The organism is Parasediminibacterium schistidii (genome assembly GCF_046546515.1).
In the GTDB taxonomy this organism is placed as follows: Bacteria; Bacteroidota; Bacteroidia; order Chitinophagales; family Chitinophagaceae; genus Parasediminibacterium.
Map to the genome: position 1 here is coordinate 1 of NZ_JBKHKJ010000019.1, position 21,236 is coordinate 21,236.

At 40.6% G+C, this 21,236-nt stretch carries 18 protein-coding genes; 3 read left to right on the top strand and 15 right to left on the bottom strand.

All coding sequences use genetic code 11. The annotated features are described in order from the left end of the window. Positions 1-110: 110 nt before the first annotated feature. From ACHFIY_RS11880 to ACHFIY_RS11900, 5 genes are all read right to left on the bottom strand, one after another. On the bottom strand, positions 111-302 hold the full coding sequence (locus ACHFIY_RS11880; protein WP_410846316.1) for a hypothetical protein: 192 nt from the start codon (positions 300-302) through the stop codon (positions 111-113). Between the two features lie 238 nt (positions 303-540). Next, positions 541-1,263, bottom strand: a complete 723-nt coding sequence (locus ACHFIY_RS11885; protein ID WP_410846317.1) for a DUF1223 domain-containing protein — start codon at positions 1,261-1,263, stop codon at positions 541-543. A gap of 83 nt (positions 1,264-1,346) precedes the next feature. Next, positions 1,347-2,108: a tetratricopeptide repeat protein gene (locus tag ACHFIY_RS11890; RefSeq protein ID WP_410846318.1), complete on the bottom strand. Its 762-nt coding sequence runs from the start codon at positions 2,106-2,108 to the stop codon at positions 1,347-1,349. Positions 2,109-2,115: 7 nt separating this feature from the next. Continuing rightward, positions 2,116-2,466 (bottom strand): dihydroneopterin aldolase, encoded by a 351-nt coding sequence (folB, locus tag ACHFIY_RS11895; protein WP_410846319.1) that lies wholly within the window; start codon positions 2,464-2,466, stop codon positions 2,116-2,118. A gap of 100 nt (positions 2,467-2,566) precedes the next feature. Next, positions 2,567-3,256 (bottom strand): C40 family peptidase, encoded by a 690-nt coding sequence (locus ACHFIY_RS11900; RefSeq protein WP_410846320.1) that lies wholly within the window; start codon positions 3,254-3,256, stop codon positions 2,567-2,569. 237 nt (positions 3,257-3,493) lie between these two features. Between ACHFIY_RS11900 and ACHFIY_RS11905 the strand changes: the two genes are divergently transcribed. Together ACHFIY_RS11905 and dnaE are read left to right on the top strand one after the other, a co-directional pair. Beyond that, the gene (locus ACHFIY_RS11905; RefSeq protein WP_410846321.1) at positions 3,494-3,871 is read left to right on the top strand and encodes a DUF5618 family protein; all 378 of its coding nucleotides are present in this window, start codon (positions 3,494-3,496) and stop codon (positions 3,869-3,871) included. A gap of 92 nt (positions 3,872-3,963) precedes the next feature. Further along, entirely contained in the window at positions 3,964-7,638 is a 3,675-nt protein-coding gene (gene dnaE, locus ACHFIY_RS11910; protein ID WP_410846322.1) for a DNA polymerase III subunit alpha, read from the top strand. 9 nt (positions 7,639-7,647) lie between these two features. On the opposite strand, the gene ACHFIY_RS11915 is transcribed toward dnaE, so the two are convergent. The 5 genes from ACHFIY_RS11915 to ACHFIY_RS11935 form a co-directional block, all read right to left on the bottom strand. Next, the gene (locus tag ACHFIY_RS11915) at positions 7,648-8,991 is read right to left on the bottom strand and encodes a DUF58 domain-containing protein (protein WP_410846323.1); all 1,344 of its coding nucleotides are present in this window, start codon (positions 8,989-8,991) and stop codon (positions 7,648-7,650) included. A gap of 137 nt (positions 8,992-9,128) precedes the next feature. Continuing rightward, positions 9,129-10,124 carry an AAA family ATPase gene (locus ACHFIY_RS11920; protein ID WP_410846324.1) on the bottom strand — a complete coding sequence of 332 codons (996 nt, stop codon included), beginning with the start codon at positions 10,122-10,124 and terminating at the stop codon, positions 9,129-9,131. Between the two features lies 1 nt (position 10,125). Continuing rightward, entirely contained in the window at positions 10,126-11,367 is a 1,242-nt protein-coding gene (locus ACHFIY_RS11925) for a hypothetical protein (RefSeq protein WP_410846325.1), read from the bottom strand. Next, positions 11,364-12,170, bottom strand: coding sequence for a DUF4129 domain-containing protein (locus ACHFIY_RS11930; protein WP_410846326.1), 807 nt, complete (start codon positions 12,168-12,170; stop codon positions 11,364-11,366). The genes ACHFIY_RS11925 and ACHFIY_RS11930 overlap by 4 nt, the downstream gene beginning before the upstream one ends. 227 nt (positions 12,171-12,397) lie before the next feature. Further along, positions 12,398-13,357, bottom strand: coding sequence for a stage II sporulation protein M (locus ACHFIY_RS11935; protein WP_410846327.1), 960 nt, complete (start codon positions 13,355-13,357; stop codon positions 12,398-12,400). Between the two features lie 65 nt (positions 13,358-13,422). On the opposite strand from ACHFIY_RS11935, the gene ACHFIY_RS11940 reads away from it, so the two are divergent. After that, entirely contained in the window at positions 13,423-14,169 is a 747-nt protein-coding gene (locus ACHFIY_RS11940; protein WP_410846328.1) for an RDD family protein, read from the top strand. Between the two features lie 149 nt (positions 14,170-14,318). Here ACHFIY_RS11940 and ACHFIY_RS11945 read toward each other — a convergent pair whose 3' ends face one another. The 5 genes from ACHFIY_RS11945 to ACHFIY_RS11965 form a co-directional block, all read right to left on the bottom strand. Further along, positions 14,319-14,651 (bottom strand): hypothetical protein, encoded by a 333-nt coding sequence (locus tag ACHFIY_RS11945; protein WP_410846329.1) that lies wholly within the window; start codon positions 14,649-14,651, stop codon positions 14,319-14,321. Between the two features lie 73 nt (positions 14,652-14,724). Further along, a complete protein-coding gene (locus ACHFIY_RS11950) occupies positions 14,725-15,480 on the bottom strand; it encodes an SGNH/GDSL hydrolase family protein (protein WP_410846330.1) in 756 nt (251 codons plus the stop codon). Between the two features lie 158 nt (positions 15,481-15,638). Beyond that, on the bottom strand, positions 15,639-16,478 hold the full coding sequence (locus ACHFIY_RS11955) for a bifunctional transcriptional activator/DNA repair enzyme AdaA (RefSeq protein WP_410846331.1): 840 nt from the start codon (positions 16,476-16,478) through the stop codon (positions 15,639-15,641). A gap of 214 nt (positions 16,479-16,692) precedes the next feature. Beyond that, on the bottom strand, positions 16,693-16,875 hold the full coding sequence (locus ACHFIY_RS11960) for a hypothetical protein (protein WP_410846332.1): 183 nt from the start codon (positions 16,873-16,875) through the stop codon (positions 16,693-16,695). A gap of 384 nt (positions 16,876-17,259) precedes the next feature. Next, positions 17,260-21,000 carry an AAA family ATPase gene (locus ACHFIY_RS11965; RefSeq protein WP_410846333.1) on the bottom strand — a complete coding sequence of 1,247 codons (3,741 nt, stop codon included), beginning with the start codon at positions 20,998-21,000 and terminating at the stop codon, positions 17,260-17,262. Between the last annotated feature and the right edge of the window lie 236 nt (positions 21,001-21,236).

Sequence of the window (21,236 nt, forward strand, 5' to 3'; positions counted from 1 at the left end):
GCAAACAAAAAAGAGACTACCCTTTTCAGGCAATCTCTTTTAAAAAATGTATAAATTATTTGTAATTTAGAAATCCGAGCATCAAAAAGAAACGTAAATCATTATATGAATTATTCTTTAACTTCTTCCTCCCTGCCAACTTTTGCACCATAAATGATACCTATGGCTATAATAATACTTATAACACCTTCAAAAGGTATCTCGCTTTGATTGAGGACGATTGGGCTAAAATTAGCTGCATTGGTCATGCCAAAGCATTTAATTACAATCAAAACCAATATTACGCCAAATAATTTTTTCATTGTATTTAAATAAAAGCAAGCATCATTAAACCAAGAATGCACAATAAATTATGATACAATATTAAGTAAATAAAACGTTAATAAATAAAAAAGTTTAAATTATTGTGGAACTTTATAGCTAGATATTGAATTTCTAGTCTTTTTACAGGAATTTATAAAAAGTAATTGCCTATCATCAATCAACAATCCCATTATCTTGTATCCTAAATAATACTTAATGAATTAATTGCTACTAAACTTATAAACCAAGCACTGATACGTCATCAATTGATAAACGACTTTCCTCTTGGGCTAAAACTACTATTTGGTAATTCTGGTAGTTTTGGGGTGCTGCAAAATAAATACCCTTTTGACCAGCCCGTATTTCTTTAACTTCCCTAACAATATTTTTGTGTTGTAATAATAGGCCTTCGTTTTCTCCTGCCTTAATTTTTGTAAAAGCATTTTTTTCAACCAATAAAGCTAATAGACGGTATCCTTGTTTATAAGAATCACCCTGCACAGCAACCATTATTTTACCATTGCTCCTACTCGCACTACTGCCAATAATAATTGTTTTATGGGTATATACTTGGTTAATTAACCTATTAATATCATGCCTGTTGCTCCCTATTGCTTCAAATTGGCCGTTTACAACGGCTTGTGGTGTATAAACAGATTCAGACCTGAAAATATCCGCATACTTGCGTTGCCTTTCAGAGAAAGCTTTTTGGCTAAAACTGTCCACCCACCCAAGCCTATTCCAATAATCCACATGAAAAGAAAGTAGGAGTATATTAGTGTCCTTATCACTTAACTCGGTTAATAATTTTTCAGCACTAGGGCAGCTAGAACATCCCTGCGAGGTAAATAATTCTATTACGATAGGGTTATTAATGGCAGTTCCTTTCTGGGTGGTGCTGGTTTGGCAACTAGCTAAAGCGGCTGACAATAATAAAAGCGGTAATAACAACAATTTCATAGCAATTTTTATTGCTAAAACGTTGCTAATGCTTTTACCTTACAGATAAGTAATGTCAATTACTAGAAGTTAGTGTTAATATTTTATTGCAAATCCTGTAGTTGCTGAGCTGCGTCAGCTTTCATGCCAATATCGTCAATACTGCGTGTAGGCAGCTTTACCATCCTGCCCAATACCTCTATTTGTTTCGTAGGCCTATTGTCTTCCTTGTAAGCCTTGTTCAGGTAGTAATAGTTCAAAACAAAATAAGGTGCCAATGTTTTGCATTTTTCTAAATAGTAAATTGCACTGTCTAATGTTGCATTGGGCAAACCACCATATACTACTTTTGCAGCTGCTTTTTTTAAACCTGCCAGGGTTGCCATTTCGTAATGCCACCTGCCTTCAGTAAAGTTTGCCTTGGCATGGTTAGGATTTATCTGAATGGCTTTGTCGGCATAAAACTTAGCGCCCCTTACATAAGCCACCAGTTTTTTGTTTTCGGTTTCTATCTCGGTCATTTTGCCACTTACCATTGCCACGGCATAGTAGGAATCGGCACTGTACCCATCAGCAGCTATAGCACGCTTGGCAAAAGCCATAGCTGATTCATATTGCAGGCGTTTGTCATTTTTATCCTTTTGCCGCCCACCAATGGAGCAGCTTAGCTCTGCTGCTTTCACAAGGGCAGTTACATTATTGGCATCCACTGCCAATATTTGTTTGTATTTATCCAATGCTTCTGGCTCTTTAAGGTCTTTCTCAAAATTCTCTGCCTCTTTTCTCATTACTGCAATATCCTGAGCGTGTACAATAGCAAATGCCCCCAAACTTAAACCTAGTATAAATAATATTTTTTTTAGCATTGTCTCTCTATCTTTTCAATTTAAAACTCACCCCTACCGACCCCTCAAAATTAGGGATTGGTGGTTTTTGTTTGGTTAACTCTATGCTAACTTCCTCTGCCAGTGGAAAATTTTTCAATATAGCTTGTGCCATTTCCATTACTACTGTTTCCAGCAAAGGGGTTGCCATTTCCATTCGTTGCTTTATCAATTCGTAAATACTTACATAATCAATTGTATCCGTAATATCCAGTATCTGGTGCGATGGATGGTAGCTAACAGTGGCATTTACAATAAAAATATTGCCCAATACCTTTTCTTCCTCGTATAAACCGTGGTATGCAAAAAAAGTAAGGTTGTTTAAATGGATGGAAAGCACAGATAATTAGGAATTAAGAATTTGGAATTAAGAATTGTTAATTAAGAATTTTAAGAATGTGCGCATTTTAACTCCTACACCAATTCCTAATTCTTAATTCCTAATTCCTAATTTTGATTCTTCCCCCAGCAATAAACCGCGGCTGCCAATAGCCGTCTGTTAGGTCGCCAATGGTAACCCCTTCGCTGGTGGAAGCATGGGCAAATTTATTGTTGGCAAGGTATAGGCCTACATGCGAAACACTCCTGCCAGATGTGTGGAAAAACACCAAATCGCCTTCTTTCAAATCTTCTGCAGCAATCCTGTCGCAGGCATTGTACTGGTCTTGTGCTGTCCTTGGCACTTGGAAGTTATAAATATCCCGCATCAAGGTAGAAGTAAAAGCAGAACAGTCTATGCAGCTTTTAGATTCACCGCCAATACAGTACCTAGTACCCCACCATTCATCTAATTTTTGCAGCAACGCTATGTTGGTAAGGCTTTCTACATCTACATCGGCAATAATGGCATATTTAAACTGCAGCCAGTTTGCCTCTTCCATGTTGGTGGTAGCCTTGTCCGTGTATTTATAAGCTGTTTGCTTTTTAGCCCCGCTGCTTTTATGCTTGGAAGTTACCACTGAGCCTGGTTTCACCTCAATGTTATCCAAAAATTTCAACTCTTTTGAAGACTGTTTTTTGTTGGTTTTTGTACTGGTTGAGCCATCCTTTGCCGAAATAGTACGCAAGGAATTGCAACTGGTGCATACAACAAGCAATGCCAATAAGGTAATGAGTATAGGTTGTTTCATTATCATTGCTTGCAAAATAACCCTACTATACTATTGCACCAACACCCTGCAAAACTTTTTAACATTCTATGTATTTGTTTGGGTTGTGGATAAGTGTGTTTTTTGCTTGCGGGGCATATATTTCAAAGGAATGCGCCTATTTTAAACACTGAATTATTATAGCTTTTTCTTGTTCAATTTTTAAATTTTGATTAGTTTTGGAACAATAAGCATTATTTTAAATAGCCATCATTTTCAATGGAAACACAAATAGACTATATATCAGAGGCAAAACGCTACATAGCCAATGCCAAAGAAATTTTAAAGGAAAAAGCCAAAAAGCACGATGGCAATTATACCGATCCAAAGTACATAAAAATGGCTGGGCATACGGCATACGCTGGTGTATTGGTAGCATTAGACGGGGCTTTTGGAAAAAAAGGTAAAGGCAGGAAAGATGTTGATTGGTATAAGGAGCGAATAGCAGGTAAGAATAAAAAACTGATTTACCCTTTCTTGAATGTTTACGAAATAATGCACCTCTGTATGGGGTATGATGGCGTTGTTAGTTATAAGATGGCAAATTTTGGTTTTGAAGAAGCCGAAAAAATAATTACGGCTTTTAGTGGTTCGTAGCTATTTATAGGAATGCTTCGCTAAAAGCGAAGTCTTCCTTACCACCCGGCTCAATTTAAAATTTAAAATTCAACATTTAAAATAGTTCCTTAATGTGCCAGTTTTCCCATCTTCACGTACACACCCAATACTCTTTACTAGATGGTGCTGCCAACATTAAAGACTTGTACGCCAAGGCGGCCAAGCACAATATGCCTGCCCTTGCCATTACAGACCATGGCAATATGTTTGGTGCGTTTGAGTTTGTGGCACAGGCTTGGAAAAACACTAAGGTAATTGGCACGGATGCCAATGGCAAGGAGATTAAAGCCCCAACCATTAAGCCAGTAGTAGGCTGTGAGTTTTATGTGGTGGAAAACATGCACGCCAAAACATTTACCAAGGAGCAGAAAGACGCACGTTTCCATCAGGTATTGCTGGCCAAAAATGCAAAAGGCTACCAGAATTTGGTAAAATTGACTTCTCTTGGATTTATTGAGGGGATGTACAGCAAGTACCCCCGGATAGACAAGAAACTGATAGAAAAATACCACGAAGGGTTGATAGCCACCACCTGCTGCATAGGTGCTTATGTACCGCAAACCATCTTAAAAAAAGATGAGGCAACGGCTGAGGCAGAGTTTAAATGGTGGCTAGATTTGTTTGGGGAAGATTATTACATAGAAATACAACGGCATGATATAAAAGAGCAGGAAATTATCAATAACACATTGATGAAATTTGCTAAGAAATACAATGTGCCTGTTATTGCCACCAACGATAGTCATTATACCGAGCAGGACGACTACAATGCCCACGATATTCTACTTTGCATAAATACAGGAGAAAAGCAATCAACCCCGGGCTTTGACGATTTTGTGAACGATGACGTGATGGTAAAAAACCGCCGATTCAAATTCCCGAACGACCAGTTTTATTTCAAGTCGCCGGACGAGATGAAAAAACTGTTCCACGACATCCCGGAAAGCATTGACAATACCAACCAGATTGTTGACAAAATAGAGGTGTTGAATTTGAAGAAAGACATCCTTCTTCCCAATTTCCCCATACCCCAATCATTCAAGGTACATGCCGATGATACGCTGAACCAGTGGGAATACCTAAAACACCTTACTTACGAAGGTGCAAAAAAGCGGTACACAGATATTACGCCTGAAACACAGGAACGGATAGATTTTGAATTGAACACTATCCGCATCATGGGATTTGCTGGGTACTTCTTAATCGTGAGCGACTTCATTAAAGAAGGCCGTGAAATGGGGGTTTTCATTGGACCTGGCCGTGGTTCGGCCGCAGGCAGTGTGGTGGCGTATTGCACGGGCATTACCAATATAGACCCTATCAAGTACAACCTACTGTTTGAGCGTTTCCTGAACCCAGACCGTAAGTCGATGCCGGATATAGATACTGACTTTGACGATGATGGCCGCCAGAAAGTAATAGACTATGTAGTGGCAAAATATGGCAAGGCACAGGTGGCACAGATTATTACCTACGGTACCATGGCTGCCAAAAGCAGCATTGCCGACGTAGCCCGAGTGATGGACTTGCCCTTGGCTGAAAGCCGTGCCTTAACCAAAATGGTACCTGATAAGCCCGGCACCGATCTAGGCAGGGTGCTGCAAGCCCCCATGACCAAGAAAGATGGGCCTAAAAGCTTGGAAGAAAAAGAAGGGCTGCAAGGCGATGATTTAGACAATATACGCCAACTAAGGGAAATATACAAAGGCACCGACATCCGTGCGCAGGTACTAAAAGAAGCAGAAAGGCTAGAAGGCAGTGTGCGCAACACGGGCATACATGCGGCTGGTATCATCATTGCACCGCAGGATTTGACTGATTTGATACCTGTTGCCACATCAAAAGAATCGGAGTTATGGCTTACTCAGATAGAAGGAAATTCCATTGAGGAAGCAGGGGTAATCAAGATGGACTTTTTGGGATTAAAAACCCTCTCTATCCTAAAAACAGCTTTGGAACTCATCAAACAAAACCATGGGGACGATATTGTAATTGACGATATACCATTGGATGATGAAGCTACATTTCAACTATATCAACGTGGCGAAACCAACGCCACTTTCCAGTTTGAAAGCGTGGGTATGCAGAAGTATTTACGGGAATTAAAGCCCGACAAATTTGGCGACTTGATAGCCATGAATGCCCTGTACCGACCGGGGCCTATTGCCTATATCCCCAAGTTTATCTTGCGTAAGCACGGAAAGGAAGAAATAACCTACGACCTGGCAGACATGGAGGAATACCTGCAAGAGACCTATGGTATTACGGTGTATCAGGAGCAGGTAATGTTGCTTTCGCAAAAATTGGCGGGCTTCTCCAAAGGCGATGCGGATGTACTCCGTAAAGCAATGGGAAAAAAGCAAATAGCCGTGCTAGACAAAATGAAAAAGCAATTTATGGATGGTGCCACTGCAAAAGGACATGCCGCCGACCAACTGGAAAAAATTTGGAAAGACTGGGAGGCTTTTGCACAATACGCATTCAACAAATCGCACAGTACCTGCTATGCTTTTGTGGCTTACCAAACAGGCTATTTAAAAGCCCATTACCCTAGCGAATACATGGCCGCTGTGCTAAACCATGCAGGAAGCATAGATAAGATTACCTTTTTTATGGAGGAGTGCAAACGCATGGGCATCAAAGTGTTAGGCCCAGATGTAAATGAATCATTAAAAGGCTTTGCGGTAAATAGCCGTGGCGAAATACGCTTTGGCTTGGGTGGGCTAAAAGGTGCAGGCGACAATGCCGTGGAGAATGTAATTACTGAAAGGAAAAAGAACGGGCTATACAAAGATATATTTGATTTCAGCGAGCGGGTAGTAAGCCGCAATGTGAACAAAAAATCCCTTGAAACATTTGCATATAGCGGTGCTTTTGACTGCTTCCCGGAATTGCACCGGGCACAGTATTTTTATACGGCTGAAGGCGAAAGGACAAGTGGGCTGGAAAAAGTAATTGGCCATGGGCAAACGCAACTTTCCTTGGCAACAGGCACTAGCAACACCCTTTTTGGCGACCTGCCTACCGCTATGGAAGTTCCCAAACCAAAGATAGCTCCTTGTGCAGAGTGGCCGCTGACCACCAAGCTAGACCATGAAAAAGAAGTAACAGGCATGTTCATGAGTGGCCACCCATTAGACCATTATAAATTTGAGTTAAAACATTATGGCATTATGCCACTGGCCGATTTTAATGAAATAAAGGAAAGCACTACGCTCTCCCAGTCAAATGCAGGGCGGAACTTTAAGCTAGCAGGGCTGGTAACACAAGCACAGCACCGAAAAACAAAAACCGATAGGGATTTTGGTATCCTTAGCATTGAAGATTATACCGGGAAAACGGAAATAGCCCTTTTTGGCGAAGACTATGCGCGTCACAAAATATACTTGGAACTAGGCAAAAGCCTATTGGTAACAGGATTTTTCAAAGCACCATGGAAAGACGGCGCTGCTTATGAATTTAAAGTAAGCAATATCTGCCTGCTGGAAACGGTAAAGCCTAGCCTTACGAAAAGTGTTGACATAAGCATGAACCCTGCATCCTTATCACCCGATTTTGTAAGTTTCATCACTAAAAACGTGCAGCAAAACCCAGGCAAAGCCTCCCTTCGTTTCCACATCTATGAACCAGAAGAAAACCTGAAAATAAGCCTGTACACCAGCGACAAAGGCTTTTCCATGAACGATGACATGGCTATTTTCCTGTCTAATAATTTGGAAGTGGATGTAAATGTGGCTTTGGTGTAAAGAGGCATCTCATATCAAATTCCTAGCCTTTATCTCTAAATACTTGTTCAATGTATTCACCGTAAGGTCTTTGGGTGTGGTGAGCAATGCCATGATGCCGTGGCGGTTTAGTTCTTTTACTATCTGGCATTTTTCAAACGCAAACTGCCCGGCTATGGTTTTGGTATAGATGCCTTCTACGTTTGTGGCTTTTGAATGTAGCAGGTTGTCCAGTTCCGTATTCTTGAAAAAAACCACTACTAGGGTATGGTATGTATTTAGTTTTTGCAGGTAGGGCAATTGCCTTTCTAAGCCATACATGCTTTCAAAATTGGTAAACAATAACAACAGGCTACGCTGTTTTACCCTGTAGCGCACGGTGCTGTACAGTGCCTCAAAATCGCTGTCCTCAAAAGTGGTTTCTTGGAGGTACAGGGTTTCCAGTATTGTGGTTATTTGTGTGGGCTTCCTGTCTGGCTGTACCAACTGGCTTATTTTCTTGCCAAAGGTTATCAACCCTGCTTTGTCTTGTTTCAGCAATACAATATTGCTCAGCACCAGCGTGGCATTGATGGCATAGTCCAGCAAAGTAAGGCCTTCAAAAGGCATTTTCATGGAGCGGCCTTTGTCTATCAGGCAAATAACCTGCTGGCTCCTTTCATCCATGAAGGTGTTTACCATGATGCTGCTTTTGCGGGCAGTAGCGCTCCAGTTGATGTTGCGGTAATCATCTCCCAGCACATATTCTTTTATTTGCTCAAACTCCAGGCTATGCCCTATTTTCCGTATGCGGGATGAACCAGTATCGTGTAACTGATTGGTAACTGCCAACAGATGGAAACGCTTCATCTGCATGTAAGACGGGTAAACAGCTATTGTTTTTTCCTCCCCTGTTTTCACATGGCGAATAATGGTATTTAAAGGCCCCGTATAAAATAGGTTGATGATGCCAAAATGGTATGCCCCACGCTCGGTAGGTTGTAAGGTATAGGTAACCTGCGTGGTTCCGTTGGCTGGTAACGATACCTGCTTTTGCCAGCTTCGCTGCTGGAACTGAAAAGGTATTTCATCTATGATAGTTATGTTGATGCTGTATTGCAAATAATTGGTAACCAATAAGTTGATTTTATTTTCATCTCCATTGCTAAACCTGTCTGCACAAGTTCTTGTGGCGGTTACTGTTTTTCTTGGGAAGAAAACCAAAACAGCATCTGCCAGTACAACAATGGATAAACCGCACAAAGCTACAGTAGCTATTTGCTGTAGCAGTGGAAAAAAATAAGCTAGTACAAACACGACCACGATAAGACCTACCGCTATGTAGAACCAGCGGGTGAAGTAAAAAGAGAAAAAATACAATAGTTTTTTGAGCATCAAATAAAATATTGATATGCCAATGATTGAATAATTTGTTGGTAATCTGCCACAAAGGCTCAAAGACTCGAAGCAGCACTAAGAAAAAAGAAGCAAGGATACTCCCCTACTTACTACTTACAACTTACCACTTACGACTACCTCGGTACTTCCAACGAATGTATAATCGATTCTATCACTTCGTCCTCCTTTGAGCCTTCCATTTCTTTTTCAGGCGTAAGGATGATGCGGTGCCTAAGCACAGGCTTGCTTACGAGTATAATATCGTCTGGCGTTACAAAATCACGTCCCATCATGGCCGCAATGGCTTTTGCGGCTTGCAACATGGCCAAGGAAGCACGGGGCGATGCGCCCAAATAAATGGCTTTGTCGTTGCGAGTTGCCACGATTATCTTGGCTATAAACTGCAATAGCTTTTCATCTACCACTATGCCTTTTATTAGCTGCCGCAGTTGTATCACTTCTTCCTTGCTTACCACAGGATGCACGTCTGCTATGGCCTGCTTGGTGCCGAGGCCATGAAAGCGTTGCAAAATGGCTACTTCTTCCAGCTCGGTTGGGTATGGCACTTCTATTTTAAACAGGAACCGGTCTAGCTGGGCTTCGGGCAGGCGGTATGTGCCTTCCTGCTCTATGGGGTTTTGCGTGGCCAAAATCATGAATGGGTTGTCCATCGGGTAGGTTGACCCATCAATGGTTACCTGCCTTTCCTCCATTACCTCAAACAGGGCAGATTGTGTTTTTGCAGGGGCACGGTTTATTTCGTCAATCAAAATAATATTGCTGAACAAGGGTCCTTTTTTAAACTGGAAACTATGTGTGCCGGGGTTAAAGATATTCGTACCCAATACATCGCTTGGCATCAAATCGGGCGTAAACTGTATGCGGTTGAAACTGGTATGCAGGCTTTTGGCCACGAGCTTTGCCGTTAGCGTCTTGGCTACGCCCGGCACGCCTTCTATCAGTACATGCCCATCGGCCAAAATGGCTGCAACAATCAGTTGCACCATTGCATCTTGCCCCACGATAACCTTTTTAATCTCGGCTTGCAAAGCCATGATGGTATTGCTTAGCCCGCTTAGGTCTAGCCGTTGTTCAAACAAATTGTCTTCCTGTACTATATCATTTTCCATGTTATGCTTTTTTATAGAAGTTTTCTAAAAGTTGGTAATACGCAACCAATTGCTGGCTGCTTATTGTATTGGTTAGTTGAATGTTGTATATGGCATCTACTATGTTCATTGTTTCCTCTTTTGGCAAATTTGTTTTTGCAGCTAGTGCCTCGGCAAAAGAAGCATTTATAAACCTTGTATCTATTTTGTATTGCTGCCGCACATAGTCTAGGAAAAAAAGCGTCATTTTTTCTGCAAGGTTTTTATGGTCGCCTTTTTCGTAATACAACTTGCCAACCGTTGTTACAAATGCCAAAGATTCGTTTGCAGGTTTTTTGTAAACAGGTATAAGGCGTTGCTTACGTTTGGCCTCGGTAACAATAAAAAACAAAACTACTGCGATGGCAAGCCAAAATGCCCACCTGAAATTCTCGTATTTCAAAATAACAGATAACAGGGAATTGGAGTTGTCTGTATCATCGTCATTAACATATTTCTTGTTCAAAAAATATTCGTCCCACACAATTTTTTTTGGCTTTGCAGGCAATAAAGACAAAATCAGCTCAAGATAGCCATGGTTTTGGTGCCAAAGCAAAAACAAATTGGTAAATGCTATGGGGGCACTATGCAGGTATATGCTGCCTTTCTCGGCATTCATGCCTAGGAAGTTAGGCTTATTGTGGGCATCGTAACCCAACGTGTAAGCAAAAGAACTATCGTATGTATAAAAATGGTTGTCGTACCCAATGCCCGAGTAGCTATAAAAGCGGTTGCCAGTAAACGTATTGCTGTCGAGGCTCACTTGCAGTGAGTCGAACTTTCTTGTAGCTTCTTCGTTCCCAGCAAAGCTGATATATGAATTGTTATAGTAATTATTCTGTTGTACTTTAAAAAACTTGCAGGCAATATCGTTCATCTGCAAGGCAGAAATAAGTACTTGGTTGCCTTTTTGGGCAAAACCTACAAGGTAATCCAAGTCTGTTTCAGACGGGTTGAAATAACTGTTTACAATAATAAGCACTTGGCTGTCTTGCTTGTTATTGATTACTTCCCAGTCTGTTGGCACAACTGTGTTTACTTTTATTTTGCTGTAGGGGAACAGTGTTTGCAAAGCATTGAACGCTGTGTAAGTGCCATAAGGTATTTTGTCTTTCCGGCTAAGTGTAATATGCGTGTCTATTTTCCGGGAAGGTTCCACAAATAAAAATATGGCCATCACCAGCACCAGCAGGGCAATTACTACATAAATGATGGTGTTTTTCATTTGGCAGTAATTTTATTTTGAAAAGATGTTATTTCTTCCTTTATACTGTTGAAAGCCTGTTCGCTCACATCGAAGCTGCCATACCATGCGTATTCATAATGCCGGGTAATGGCCGCAAATGCTGCATACAATGGCGTGGCATACAATTGCTGCAAATAGTGGAAGTTGGTATGTTCCGGTGCAAACTGCACTAGCTTTTTGTCGCTAAGCTGCTTTATGGTCTGCAAATATTGTATACGGATGTAGAGGCGGTAGTTTTTATCTGCCAGTGCTTTTTGCAATAACTCTTTGTACTGCAATTGAAAAATATCCACGCCCTGCCCTTCTAGCGCATCTTCTGGGATGGCATCTTTACTAGCTTTGTTCCAATTCCATAAAGCTATTTTATTGGTTGTTAAAAAATAGCCCACACCAAATAAAAAAGCACTGATAATCACCCCCCATAAGATTTTTCTTGTCCATGGTGGCAGTGATACATTTCCGTCATCTTCATCCAATAGTTGCTCATCGTCGTGCTTTCGCTTCAAATTCCTTTTCCTCCTGTGGTTGATGCTATCTGCCCGCAAGGTAGAATCGATGGTAAATTGCAACTGCACTTGCCTTGCTTTGAAGTTTTCTATTTTGCTTATATACCAAAAATCATCTGTTTTTTTAAGGCTATCGGCCATTTTGACAAAGGAAGCACGGGGCGGCAAAGGGGATTCAACAAAATAGTCGCTGAAATATTCTTTATTGTTGAAATAAGTTTCGGATGAATCGTAAATATGCGATTCTTTTTGTGTTACACTGTCATTTGATACCATAGTACTCACAGTATCTGTTACAACTTGGGCAAATAGTGAAGCTGGGGCAATAAAGATGCAAAGGCACAAGCATAAATTAGCCACAAAGGTACGAAGACACAAAGCGGCACGAAGGTTTAAGGGAAAGAAGAAGCAGAAAGCAAGAAGCTCTTTCTTCCTTTTTCTTTGTGCTTCTTCATGCTTTCGTGCCTTCGTGGCTACATAATAGTTGGCGAGTATTAACGGCATTAGTCTTTCCTTGAAAGGTTTAGTTGTTTTTGCAAACGGATGGGGTAAACAATAAAATAAAATACCACGAATGCCAGCGAGGTGCCAATAATCACCAGTTTCAGGAACAAGGGAATCCCCGTATGCCGCGTAACAAACCCCTCGAAAAAAGCAGCCATCAATAGCATAGGGAAATTGGCCAGGGCAATAATTACCCCTTCTTTTGCACCTTGTTTTAAAGCATCTAATCTTTTGATAGTGCCTGGGAAAAGCCAACTTTTCGCCATTACCAAGCCCGATGTTGCCGCTACTACAAAAGTGGATAGTTCTAATGTGCCATGAATCATTATGGTAAGCAAGCTGCTTACGCCCATGCCATGCCTGAAAAAGAAACATTCAAAAGCACCTACCATGATGGCATTTACCATCAACCCTTTTATTGTGGGTATGCCCAGCAATATGCCCCCGGCAAACTCTATCAGCGATACTTTTATATTATTCAAAAAAAGGAAAAAGAAAGAAAGCACTTCATTGCCATAGCCATATACCTTAAAAGGATGACCCTCGGCAATATGCTGCTCCGTCATGTCCACATACCCATTACCCAAAACCTGGCGTATAAATGTCTCGTCTTTATTGGCCGAGAAAAAACCTATGGCCACAAACAGCAGGAACAGGCAAAAGCAAATAAAAAGTACTGCATGGTGCTTGCGGATAATTAGCGGCAGCCTGTACTTGAAAAAAGCAAATAATTGTTTAGTATCGGCTTTTTGGTTTTCGTACAGGCCAATATAGCGTTTGCTGGCTTCGGTGTTTAAATATTGGGTAATGGAACTGCGTGGATAAAAAGTCTTGGCAAACCCCAAATCCTCCACCAACTGTATAAATTCCTTCGCCATTTCATCGGGGTATTGGCTTGGGTTAGCCTGCATTTCCTGCCACCGCCCCTTGTTTTTCTTAATAAAAAGTGCCTCTCTCAAAAGCTTTGTTTTTTATTTGCGTAAATTATAATTACTTTACCTATCAACCAACATTTTTTCCTGAAATGAGCAAAATAATTGTCCCGGCTAGTTGCAATATAGACTTATCATTTGAAGCTGCCCCTTTTCACCATCGTTTCCTTGCGTGGCTGTTAGATATATTCATCATGTTAGGCTACATTTTGGTAATGAGCTTTTTTATTGGCAAATATATGAGCCACCACCATAGCACAGGCAGAGATTTGAGTTACCTGTATAATTTATCGTCAGTAGAAATGATTGCTTTTTCGCCCATTTTGGTGTACCATTTGCTTAGCGAGCTGCTGCTGAATGGGCAAAGCATTGGGAAACGCCTGCTGGGCATGAAAGTGATAAGCGAAACAGGCACCAACGCATCCCTTTATCAATACCTTATACGCTGGCTGCTGAGGGTGGTTGACTTTGGCTTTTCCATGGGTTTTATTGGGTTTGTCACCTCCATCGCCACCAAAAAAGGCCAACGCCTTGGCGATGTGGCCGCAGGTACATTGGTGGTAAAAACAAGGGTGAAAAGCGACTTGGGCAATACCATTTTCCAAGAGGTAGAAACTGGCTATGTGCCTGTATATGCCAATGTGCTAAGGCTAAGCGACCGGGACATGAACGTGATAAAAAACATACTGGACGCCTCAAGGCGTGACAATAAGCTAGAACTCGCTGAACGCACTAGCGACAAAATAAGGTCTGTGCTGCAAATAACCCAGCACCAGCATCCCATAGAATTTTTAGAAACGATTTTGAAAGATTACAATGCCTTGGCGGATAGGAAGTGATGGTAGACTATAAAGTATACTCTGTAAAAATTAACCGAAAAGCCCGCAGAGTTTCTCACGCAAAGTAGTCGCAAAGGGAAATGCTGTAGAAAAAGGAAGAACGTTTCACTTTGAGGACGCAAAGACGTAGATTAAAAAGTGACATCAAATTATTTCCTCAACAAGTAAAAAACAATTGCAATGCCAATAGTGCCTACCCAAAAGGCAAACATCCATTTAATGATGTCGGTTTTTGATGTTTCTATTTTCTCCAGTAAATCCGATTTTAGTTTATAGCTATCTTCTTTGGTAGCAAAAACAGTGTTTATTTCCTTTCTTAGGTTTTCTAAATCTTTCGTTTGTAAATTTTTGAATATTTCCGTTTTTTCTTCTGTTTTTTCCTTTGCTTTTGTTTCAAAGTACTCAATTACCATAGCTGCCTCTTGTTCAGAAAACCTAGACTTGAAAATATCGTACACTTTTAACTCTAAAACATTCATCATAGAAATATTTACAACAAAAATAAGTAATTATACAATTTGTTGCATAGTCTTTCCTTGTTTTAAATCACCCTTACTAATAAGTTGCTTTAATTACTGCACCCAGCAATTCACTCCATTTTTCATATTCCTTCCCTGAAGGGTGCAGGCCGTCTGGGGCAATCAATGTGCCATCGGTTGCTCCTTGGCGAGTTAAGTCGGTAATATAGATGTAAGGGCAGTTATACTGAAAGGCAATACGCTTGTTTATTGCATTGAACCAATCTATTTGCTGGCTTATTTGTGCTTTGTTGCTGCCAGAAGCAAAAGGGGTAACGCTATAATCGGGTATAGAAACCACAAATACATGGTTTGGCTTCCCTCCTGCTAGTTGGATGCTTTTTTGCAGCAACTGGGTAAAACGGGTTATATATCCACTTGTGTCGTAGCCCCTGTATTGGTCGTTTACGCCTATCAGCAGGCTTACAATGTCATAAGGCCCTTGCGGGTTTTTAGATTGTATGGCAGCTTGCAAATCGCTGGTTGTCCATCCTGTTGTGGCTATGTATTCAATGGGTTTTACCTTGATAGTGCTGTATGCAGACAACCATGCAACCGTTTGCGCAGGGAAACGCTGGCTGCTATCGACAGATTGGCCAATGGTATAAGAATCTCCTAACGCTAAATAGGTTTTGCTAGTATCCTTTATTGGCGTAGGTGTGGGCGTAATAATAGTTGCAGTAGTATCCATAGCAACAACTTTAGCAGTAGCAGCTTTGTTACACCCGATAACCATTGTATGTATTGCTAACAAAAAAAGTGCTACTGCAAAACCCGTTTTTTTCTTTTTCATACTTATATATACGCAATCTTGTGCCAGTTAGCTTTTAGATTTTAAAGAAGCTACCATTGCGGAATGAATAAAGTAATTTGAGATAATGATACCCAAGACTGAATATCGATTTTGAACAGCTTTTATTATCGCAACAATCTTCGCTTTTTCTTGCCCATTTAAGGGGTTTGTGGAACATGCTGCGCTGCCTCCCACCCTATCATGGCCATTTTTCTTGCTGTGCCCCAGCGGTATTCCCCGATGCCGCCAACTGTTTTTATCACCCTATGGCATGGGATAATAAATCCCACAGGGTTTTGCCCAATGGCTGTGCCTACAGCCCTTTGCGCCGTTGGCTGCGCAATTCCACTGGCTATATGGCTGTAAGACTGTAAGGAACCTTCTGGTATTTTCAGCAAAGCCTCCCATACTTTCAACTGAAAAGGCGTGCCTTTTAAATGAAGTGTCAGTGGGTTTTGTATAGATAGTCCATTTCCAAAAAAGCTATTTACAAGTTTATGAAAACTATCTTCTTCTTTGATTACAATAGCATTAGACCATAGTTGATTTAATTCTGCTTCTACTTCATCTGGTTTATCTTCATAGAACAATACATTACAAATGCCTGTTTCAGTGGAAGCCACTAGGTAATTGCCAAATAGTCCGTTTTGCAGGCTGTAGCGTATTACCAAGCCCTTTCCGCTATGCTTGTATTCGCCAGGCGTCATACCTTCTATGTTTACAAACAAGTCATGCAATCTGCCCGTGCTGGAAAGCCCTGTTTCGTAAGCAGCATCGTACACAGAAGCCCCATCCTTTTTTAATATCTCCTTGGCATATTCCACGCTAATGTAGTGCAGGAATTTCTTTGGGCTAACGCCAGCCCAGTCTGTAAACATGCGCTGGAAATGAAAGGGGCTTATATGCACTGCTGCTGCAATTTCTTCAAGCGAAGGTTGCTTTTCCCTATTTTCTTTTATGTATCCCAAAGCATCTGCAATGCGATAATAATCTTGCATCTTTCTTTATTTACTCGGTACAAAATTGGGACAGAAAAGCCTGTATAAAAACCCGTTTCTTGCTTTTATTCCGCAATAGAGGGGGCTATATTCGAGTTTTTTTCATGATTATTTTTTTATCAAAAATTCAGAAAATTACTTTTTTACTATAACTCATTGAAATACAGCGTTTTCCCTTTTTAAAGATGCATTTCTTGATGGATTTTATAGTGATTTATTGTGGATGGAATGATGATGTATCGTGTATCAATATGGATTCATTGTGGATCAATGTGGATTTATTGTGTATGAAAAGTGAGCTGCTATTAACCCTGCCCCCATCTCTTCTATAGGAAGTATTATTTCCTGCAAGGGTACTTGCTTTGCCGCTGTATAACTTGCTTTTTATCGCTTTCATAGTTTACATTTTGGTATAAAAGTCGGCATGATTTACAAATTATCCAAAAGCAAAATCCTATATGGGGGAAATATTCCCCCATGAATAACCATAAATTCCCCCATATAGGATGCACAAGTTATTTATGGGCAGTAAAATAACTTTGAATAAAATTTGGAATAGTAACGTTTCCGAAATAACTTTCCCCATCTAGGTTAATTTAAAAAAAAACATTTAACCACAAAGAACACAAAGATTTTGCGCAAGGAAGCACAAAGAAAACCCTTTTAAAGTAAAACGTTTCACTTTAAGGACACAAAGGACAACGCAAAAAGATTGATAAAATGAAAAAATCCTTATTCGGAAATAGGGAAAGTTATTTTGAAAGTATTATTTAGTCAATTTTTATTCAAAATTGCCAACCACTTCTACCCTGCTCCTACCATTCGCCATTTTGGAAACCTTGATTTGTGTAGGTATGCGTTCTGTCATTTCCTCTACATGCGATATTACGCCCACTTTGCGGCCTTGGTTGTGCAGCCGCTCCAAGGCATCCACGGCTATATTCAGGGTTACTGGATCTAAAGAACCAAAACCTTCATCAATAAACAAGGATTCTACTTTCATTTTATTAGATGACAGGGAAGCAAGCCCCAAAGCCAATGCCAAAGAAACCAAAAACGACTCGCCACCAGAAAGAGAGAAAACGGTGCGCAATTCATCGCCCATGTCCATGTCTAGCACCTGCAAGCCCAATGAATTGGGGATGCGGAGCAGCTTGTACCGGTGCGACAATGCTTGCAAATGCACGTTGGCATACCCTAGCAGGCTATCTAAAGTATATTCTTGGGCTATCTGCCTAAATTTTTTTCCATCTGCAGAACCTATCAAATCGTTTAGCTTAGCCCAATTATTGGAGACTTCATCTTGTGACTCCATTTCTTTTAACAAGCGGCCAACTTTTTGCTTGTTATCCATATCCAGCCTCAGTTTAAACTCCAACTCATTGGCAGCGGTAGTTATAGCAGCATGGCTTTGTTTAAAAGCATCATGCAAGTTGCTCACTTCATCAAGCCCCCTCTCAGCAACCTTTTTGCTTTCATGTTCTTTTAATTGCCAGCTTCTTTCGTCAAGCGTAGCTTTAGCTTTGGTAACTGCCTCGTAAATAACATTTATAAAACCCCTTTCCGTTCCTATCCATTCTTGGGTATAAGACAATAGAACTATTAAATGCTCCTCACTAATTGATATTTTATATTTTTCATTATATACTGACAACCAATTGATTATAGCAATATAATTCTTTTCTACTTCAATAGTAAATTTTTCTATATCTGCTTTTAGCTGGCTTTCAGTAGTATTTAATCTTAGCAATTGGGCATCTAATTCAGCCTTTTCTGCAACCACTTGTTTATAAGCTATCTGGGCATCTTGTATTGCTGCACTTAGTTTTTGTTGGATAATAGCCACTTCTTCCCCATTAAAAATAGCTTTCCTTTCAGTAGTGAGGAATGATAGGTTTTCTTGATACTCCGCAAGCTTGCCTTGCTTGGTGGCAACATCTGCATTGCTTGCCGTCAATTGCTGGCTTATGCCTTCTAGGCTCGTTTTTAAAATATTTAGGTTGTTAGTGCTTTCTTCTAGTTCTTTTAGTCGGGCATTCCATTCCTTGGCAAACTGATGCGCAACCAATTCAAATTTGCCAGCATCTTGTTTCCAAGCCTCTACCCAGCCTTCACGGGTAAAATAATGGTTTAGGAAATCAATAACAGACTCTAGTTCATTATTCGCTTTGCTAAGGCTTTCGCTCAATGAAGCAATTTGCTCTTTCAAACTCTGTTTTACCCTTAACGCATCCTTTAAGGAATCTCTGGTCTCTACTAGTTTCTTTTCAACACCCTCCATTTGGGCCTTTTGGGTGTCATGAGTGCTTTTCAACTTGCTGTACCTGCCAACTTCCAGCCTAACTGCCTGCAGAGCAGCTTCTAGCCTATTCCGCTCATTTTCTAGCCATACGCTTTTTTGTGCTGGTGGCAAAGCGGAGCAGGTAGCATCTATCTTGAAAGATTGCCATTTACCCTCCATGGTTGCCGAATCGTTTGCTTTTAGCACCAGCTCTTTTTCAAGGACAAGGTTATCGGCATTTAATTTCTTGCATTGCTGTTCCAAGCTGCTAGTTTCCCTTAACAATTCATTGTATAGGGCATTGCAAGCGTTGCTTTCATTTTCAAGCCCTTCCAATACATTGTGCAGTTGAATACTTTGAGCAACAAATGGGTGATGGATACTACCACAGACAGGGCATTCTTGCCCTTCAATCAATTCGCCCCGCAATCCCTCCACATTTTCTGTGGTTTTTAAGTGAGCTTGCAAAAGCATTTTACCTGATTGTTCTTTCTTTATTTCGGCTTCCCTTAGCTCAACTTGCTTTGAAGCAAAAGTTTTTGTCTTTCCTTCTAATTCTAGTTTATTGGCTTTTAGCTTATCCGATATTTCTTGGTTTAGTTTCAAAGTAGCGAACTGCAAATCCCAATGCCCTTTTGCGGCAATTATCTCCTGAATGCCAAGCACAAGGTTGGCCTCATTGGCTTGCAAATCATTGATAGGAACGCTTGATAATTCCTTATTGGTAGTATTAAAAATGGAATGTAGCCCTTCTAATTCCTTTTCCTGCCCAACAAGCTGGTTTCCAAGTAAGGTAATATCTTTATCTATTTGAATATTCCTAGCCCCACTTGCTTTGATATCTTCAGCAAACTTCTCTCGAAGAGGCAATATATTGGCCGCATCTGCCAATTTAGACGAAATGATGACAATATTTTCCGCTATTGCTTGCCGGGGGCTATTTTCTGCTTTCCATTTTTGCAAGGCTTGGGCTCGATCTTCCAAGCGTGTAACCTCTAATTCTTTTTCTTTAACAACCGTAATAACCTGCTGGTGTTTTTCAAAAGCTATATCATATTCCTGCTTAGCATTTGCTGTTTGGGTTGTCTTTTCTTTTATTAGTATATCCAATTGCTTGGCTTGTTCAATAGCAGGCTGGGCATCAAACTGTGCTTTCTCCGACTCTGCAAGCAGTATATCAGCTTGTGCAAGTTGATTACTTAGTAGTGGTATTTTTAATGTTAATTCATTGATTTTTAATAAATTAACTTCATATTCATTATTTTTTTGTTGAAGTAAATGAGCGTTGTTTTGTTTTGCATCTACCAAAGTCCTAATGGGCTGGATGCTCTCAACTTGCGTTAGCAAATTTATCCTTTCAGTAGCAGCCTCCCTTTCCGTTTCTGCCAGCGTTAACGCTTGCGTTGCTTTTTCTTTGCTTGTGGACAAAGCCATCCATTGCTGGTGCCATGTAATTTCTTCAGCAAGTAATGCCAGCTCCGCTTCCCCTTCTTTTATCTGCTGGGCAAGGGTTAGTTTTTCAATGTTGATATTTGACAATTCTTCGTCGGACAATATGGCTATGCCCTCCATTTTAGAACGAAGGTTTTTCAACTCGTCGCTGGCTTCTTTCGATTTTTCATAAATGAGCTTGGAAATATTGGAATAAATATCCGTGCCTGTCAATTTTTCCAGCAAGGAAGACTTGGCATCTTTATCTGCTTTTAAGAAAGCTGTAAAATCGCCTTGGGCTAGCAACACGGAACGGGTAAATTGTTCAAAATTCAAGCCTACTAGGCGTTCTATTTCATCCTGTATTTCAGTCCTTGTGCCACCGATATTGATATTGGTTGACAGGTTTATCAATGCCATGGAATAATTCTGCAAGCTGCCCTCTGCCTTGTTCCTTGCACGCCGTACACCCCATGAAGCGGTATATGGAATACCATCTACCCCAACGAAAGATACTTCTGCAAAACCATCTGCTGTACCGTCTCTCAAAATGCCCCTGGTATCCCCCTGCCCTATTTTGCTGCCTACTACATCATGCAGCTCTATGCCTGTTTCTTTGGCTTGCAGGTAGCGGGGCGTTTTTGCATACAATGCCAGGCAAAGTGCATCGAGCAAAGTTGACTTGCCTGCGCCAGTTGGCCCCGTGATGGCAAATATGCCAGCGGACAAAAGTGGTTCCTTGGTAAAATCAATTTCAGCTATGCCCTCTAGCGAAGCAAGGTTTTTGATGCGTATGGAAAGAATTTTCATTGTTCAATAATTGAAATGTGGCTTACAGCGGATATTTAACCACAAAGCACACAAACTTTTTCGCAAAGAAACACAAAGTAAGTGTCAATTAGTTACTACTCAGCCGCTCTAACTATCCCCATAAATCCGTACAATCTGCATAAGTTAAATTTTATTATTTAACGGAACTATCTGATACTTTTAAAATAACTTCCCCCATTTCTAAATATGGCTTTTTTCATTTTATCAGCTTATTT

Excerpts from the sequence above, each read along its gene's own strand:
- ACHFIY_RS11880 (WP_410846316.1), bottom strand. The coding sequence starts at position 302 with ATGAAAAAATTATTTGGCGTAATATTGGTTTTGATTGTAATTAAATGC.
- ACHFIY_RS11885 (WP_410846317.1), bottom strand. The coding sequence starts at position 1,263 with ATGAAATTGTTGTTATTACCGCTTTTATTATTGTCAGCCGCTTTAGCT.
- ACHFIY_RS11890 (WP_410846318.1), bottom strand. The coding sequence starts at position 2,108 with ATGCTAAAAAAAATATTATTTATACTAGGTTTAAGTTTGGGGGCATTT.
- ACHFIY_RS11900 (WP_410846320.1), bottom strand. The coding sequence starts at position 3,256 with ATGAAACAACCTATACTCATTACCTTATTGGCATTGCTTGTTGTATGC.
- ACHFIY_RS11905 (WP_410846321.1), top strand. The coding sequence starts at position 3,494 with ATGGAAACACAAATAGACTATATATCAGAGGCAAAACGCTACATAGCC.
- dnaE (WP_410846322.1), top strand. The coding sequence starts at position 3,964 with ATGTGCCAGTTTTCCCATCTTCACGTACACACCCAATACTCTTTACTA.
- ACHFIY_RS11915 (WP_410846323.1), bottom strand. The coding sequence starts at position 8,991 with ATGCTCAAAAAACTATTGTATTTTTTCTCTTTTTACTTCACCCGCTGG.
- ACHFIY_RS11920 (WP_410846324.1), bottom strand. The coding sequence starts at position 10,124 with ATGGAAAATGATATAGTACAGGAAGACAATTTGTTTGAACAACGGCTA.
- ACHFIY_RS11925 (WP_410846325.1), bottom strand. The coding sequence starts at position 11,367 with ATGAAAAACACCATCATTTATGTAGTAATTGCCCTGCTGGTGCTGGTG.
- ACHFIY_RS11930 (WP_410846326.1), bottom strand. The coding sequence starts at position 12,170 with ATGGTATCAAATGACAGTGTAACACAAAAAGAATCGCATATTTACGAT.
- ACHFIY_RS11940 (WP_410846328.1), top strand. The coding sequence starts at position 13,423 with ATGAGCAAAATAATTGTCCCGGCTAGTTGCAATATAGACTTATCATTT.
- ACHFIY_RS11945 (WP_410846329.1), bottom strand. The coding sequence starts at position 14,651 with ATGATGAATGTTTTAGAGTTAAAAGTGTACGATATTTTCAAGTCTAGG.
- ACHFIY_RS11950 (WP_410846330.1), bottom strand. The coding sequence starts at position 15,480 with ATGAAAAAGAAAAAAACGGGTTTTGCAGTAGCACTTTTTTTGTTAGCA.
- ACHFIY_RS11955 (WP_410846331.1), bottom strand. The coding sequence starts at position 16,478 with ATGCAAGATTATTATCGCATTGCAGATGCTTTGGGATACATAAAAGAA.
- ACHFIY_RS11960 (WP_410846332.1), bottom strand. The coding sequence starts at position 16,875 with ATGAAAGCGATAAAAAGCAAGTTATACAGCGGCAAAGCAAGTACCCTT.
- ACHFIY_RS11965 (WP_410846333.1), bottom strand. The coding sequence starts at position 21,000 with ATGAAAATTCTTTCCATACGCATCAAAAACCTTGCTTCGCTAGAGGGC.